The sequence below is a fragment of the Microcoleus sp. Pol11C3 genome, assembly GCF_036701485.1.
Taxonomy (GTDB): Bacteria; Cyanobacteriota; Cyanobacteriia; order Cyanobacteriales; family Microcoleaceae; genus Microcoleus.
In genome coordinates this window covers 1-3,695 of the sequence record NZ_JAUBQW010000247.1, presented here as the reverse complement: position 1 = coordinate 3,695, position 3,695 = coordinate 1, and the positions used below count along the sequence as shown (strand labels likewise).

The window sequence follows — 3,695 nt, the reverse complement described above, 5'->3', positions numbered from 1 at the left end:
CAGACGTTGGCGCTTTCGCGCTGCTGTAAGGTTGTTGTCATTTGTTTATGATTGCTTTATTTGGTTTTCAATGTTCGTGACGGCTTTGTGTTCCGCCATGTAAATAAACATAAAGCATATTCTAAGGTTTGTAAAGTATTTTAACAACAGATTAACTGATGAAAGTTATAAGGTTAAGTTATCCATATGAAGAAAACTGGATAAAGATGTAAGAATGCACAAAAAAGTAGGTAAAGCCTGGAAGCGCGTCGCCTTCAGGCATGGAAATATTAAGATACAGACTTTTGCTGGCTGGGTATCATAATGAGAGCCCAATAGGGAACTTCAGCGGGTTCGACCTCTGCGATCGCCCGAATTCGCTGATTCGGCATAGTGGCGCGTTCTATATACAGTGCTCGATCGAACTGTCCCAACTCAATCAGTACGTCCCGGACTTTCGCAAAATGTCGCCCCAGTTTAATAATCACAGCAGCATCAACAACCGCCAGTCGATCGCGCAAAACCTCAGCATCCAGCGTCGCAGGCATAATACTTAACACATCGTTACGATAAGTCAGTGGCACTCCCAACGCAGCCGCACTGGCCATTGTCGAAGAAATTCCCGGCACAACTTCAGTGGTAAAGGTCGCCGACAAACGGTTGAATAGATACATAAACGAGCCGTAGAGAAAAGGTTCGCCCTCACATAGCACCGCCACATCCTGTCCCTCGCTCAGATGGGCGGCAATTTTCTCGGCAGCAATATCATAATAAGGTTGAGACGATCGCGTCGGACTAAAAGGCAACGGCATCGGAATCTCAATTTGCTCCGGGCGCAGATAATCAGCGACGATCGCCCGCGCCAGCACCTTACCATTTTCCATCGCCGGATAGGCAATCACCGGCACCGATTGCAAAATCCGATAAGCTTTCAAAGTAATCAACTCAGGATCGCCAGGGCCAATACCCAAACCGTACAATTTACCATTCGCCTTAGTCATAATTCATCCTTTTTCGCTAACGCATTCACGGCCGCCGTTGCCATTGCACTGCCACCGCGCCGCCCGTGCAACGTAATAAATGGCACTCCCCGACTGTTGGCGGCCAGTTCGGCTTTGGATTCGGCGGCCCCGACAAATCCTACCGGGAAACCCAGAATTAAAGCCGGTTTGGGTGCTCCGGCATCCAGCATTTCCAGCAGTCGGAACAAAGCTGTCGGAGCATTGCCAATTGCCACAACCGCACCCTGCAAGTTGTCCAGCCATAAATCAAGGGCCGCGGCCGATCGAGTATTTCCGATTTGCCGCGCCAACTCCGGGATTTCGGAATGCCAGAGGGTGCAAATCACCGGATTGTCAGCGGGAAGGCGTTTGCGAGTGATGCCTTCGGCCACCATCCGGGCATCGCACAGGATGGGCGCACCTGCTGAGAGGGCTTGGCGTCCGCAGGTTGCGGCCCCGGGCGAAGCTGCTAAATCTGCAACAATATCGGTCATGCCGCAACTGTGAATTAGTCGCACGGCTACCGATTCTAAATCGGGCGACAAGTTTGACAAATCTGTTTCGGCTCGAATTGTGGCGAAAGATTTAATGTAGATTTCTGTTCCGTCTCGAATGTAGTCAATCATTGTTTAAAACTGCTATGGGAATTTTGTGGAATTTGTGAAATAGATTTTTTGAGGGAACCGCGAAGGCGTGAAGGACGCGAAGGAAGAAATCTCAAGAGAGATAGAAAGAGAAATGCTTAAAATTTGTCTGTTTTTATTGGATATTTTTTCACTTTCAATTCCAATTTTCGATGCTCAACAACTCCTGCAATTGGTCGATCGCCTGCCGATCAACAAACTCACCAAATGACTCCACAGGCTCTCGAAACCGCTGATACACCCGCAACATTTGTTCGATCGCACCGGGCATCTCGGCAGCACTCACCGCCTGAAAAATTTGTCGTCCGAAGGGCAAATCTTTTCTACCCGCATAAATGTCGTAACCTTCGATCGTCTCGTCTCCTCGCTCAATCTGAATTCCCACCAGCGTGATATCAATTGGCTGGTGCTGGGCGCAGGACTTTTGGCAACCGCTGAAATGAATGTTAATCGGCAGGTCGATCGTCAATTTTTGCGCTAAATCCCTCACCATTGCTAAGGCGTGACTTTGAGTATCTGTGGCCGCCGACGCACAGCCGCTGCTGCCGGCACAAGCCACTAAGCACGAATCTAGGCGAGTCGCTGACGAGTGCAGTCCCAAATCGGCGATTTGCTGTTCGATCTCAAAAAGCTGGGAGTTGGGGATATCAGAAATCAACAGATTTTGCCACGGCGTAAGTCTCAGGGTACCGCTGGCTAGATTTTGGGCTAAATTTGCCAATTTCCGCAGTTGCTTTGATTCTAGCCTACCCAGAGGCAGCGCAATTCCTATGTACGAGAAATCCGGCTGTCGCTGAGGGTGGATGCCGAGATGTCGGGATTGTCCGATCGCCCTTGCAGATGAGTCGATCGATCGGGCGGGCAAGATGCCCACCCCACAAGGAAATTCACTCTTTGTGGAACAGGCATCTTGCCTGTTTTTGGGAAAGGTGCAAGATGTGTATTGCAATAAAAATGGTAAATTCTGCTGTACCCTTTCTAAATAAATTTCAGCGCCCCAATCTGCCAGCAGGTGACGCAAACGCGGTTTTTTGCCATCAATTCGAGGCCGATTTTTTGTGTATTCAAGATACGCGCTAGCAAGGGCGGCTAAGACTGAAATACATTGCGATTGTTGGATTAAAATCCCTGTATCGCTGTTTAAATGCAGCCGAAAAACGATTTCTGATTGGGTTGAACGACCGAATGCAGCTAATAAAATATCGTTGCGTAAAGCCTGGATCGAAACCGATTCCCCGCCATCCAAGCCAATGCTGAACTTAGGCGAAAGTTCCGACAATTCGGGATGCGTTTGCAGGTAATCATCCCAAGCTTTCACTAGCGGGCGAGTATCTAGTAACTGCTGGCGATCGATCCCTGCTGTCGGACTTGCCATTATATTGCGAATCGGGTCAACTTCAACGCGGCGAGACGCTATACCCAATTCTTGCAAGCGGTTCCAGACTTCCGGGGGAATTTCCGAGTGCACTTCTCGGATTTGCAAATTTGCCCGATTGGTCACTTGCAAACAGCCGGTACTGTATTGATCTGCCAAATCGGCGATCGTCCAACACTGCTGCGCGTTTAAAATTCCCCCCGGAATCCGCATTCTCGATAAAACTCCGTCTCGGGCTTGGGAACCGTAAAATAAACCCGGACAAGTCGGCAAATCAGTCAAAGCTAACAAATAATCTCCTCCCCGTGCTACGCAGGGAATCCAAAAGTAAACGCCCACAAAGCGCCCCCGAAATCGGCATTCTGACTTTTACAGTTGCGGCACAGCGCCGGAATTGCACCGGACTTTCCCGCTTTCAGGTTTTAGAAAGGTATCACGAGCTGACCCACAGAAAGCAAAACCCTCAACTTTCTTAACAAAACTTCTGGCGATGGCGTACCGCCCCGCAAGCTACGCCCCTCTCTCCTTTCATCAGCTTTCCTAATCGCAGTCATCAGTTTAACTGTCGCTAAACCCCTTTACAAACGTTAACGATACCGTTAATAATAGAAACATCATCCGAACATTGAAAACCAAATAAAGCAATCATAAACAAATGACAACAACCTTACAGCAGCGCGAAAGCGCCAACGTCTG

3 protein-coding genes and 1 riboswitch are annotated in these 3,695 nt (G+C 49.0%); all 3 genes read right to left on the bottom strand.

Translation table 11 applies throughout. The features are described 5' to 3' along the window. Nucleotides 1-269: 269 nt before the first annotated feature. The 3 genes from QUA40_RS28045 to cobG all read right to left on the bottom strand — a co-directional run bounded on the left by QUA40_RS28045 (nt 270) and on the right by cobG (nt 3,338). Nucleotides 270-980: a precorrin-2 C(20)-methyltransferase gene (locus QUA40_RS28045; RefSeq protein ID WP_333131891.1), complete on the bottom strand. Its 711-nt coding sequence runs from the start codon at nt 978-980 to the stop codon at nt 270-272. Continuing rightward, nucleotides 977-1,606 carry a precorrin-8X methylmutase gene (locus QUA40_RS28040; RefSeq protein ID WP_333131889.1) on the bottom strand — a complete coding sequence of 210 codons (630 nt, stop codon included), beginning with the start codon at nt 1,604-1,606 and terminating at the stop codon, nt 977-979. Before QUA40_RS28040 ends, QUA40_RS28045 begins: the two co-directional genes overlap by 4 nt. A gap of 154 nt (nt 1,607-1,760) precedes the next feature. Next, the gene (cobG, locus tag QUA40_RS28035) at nt 1,761-3,338 is read right to left on the bottom strand and encodes a precorrin-3B synthase (RefSeq protein ID WP_333131887.1); all 1,578 of its coding nucleotides are present in this window, start codon (nt 3,336-3,338) and stop codon (nt 1,761-1,763) included. Between the two features lie 8 nt (nt 3,339-3,346). Next, a riboswitch (adenosylcobalamin-variant (AdoCbl-variant) riboswitch) is annotated at nt 3,347-3,426 on the bottom strand. Between the last annotated feature and the right edge of the window lie 269 nt (nt 3,427-3,695).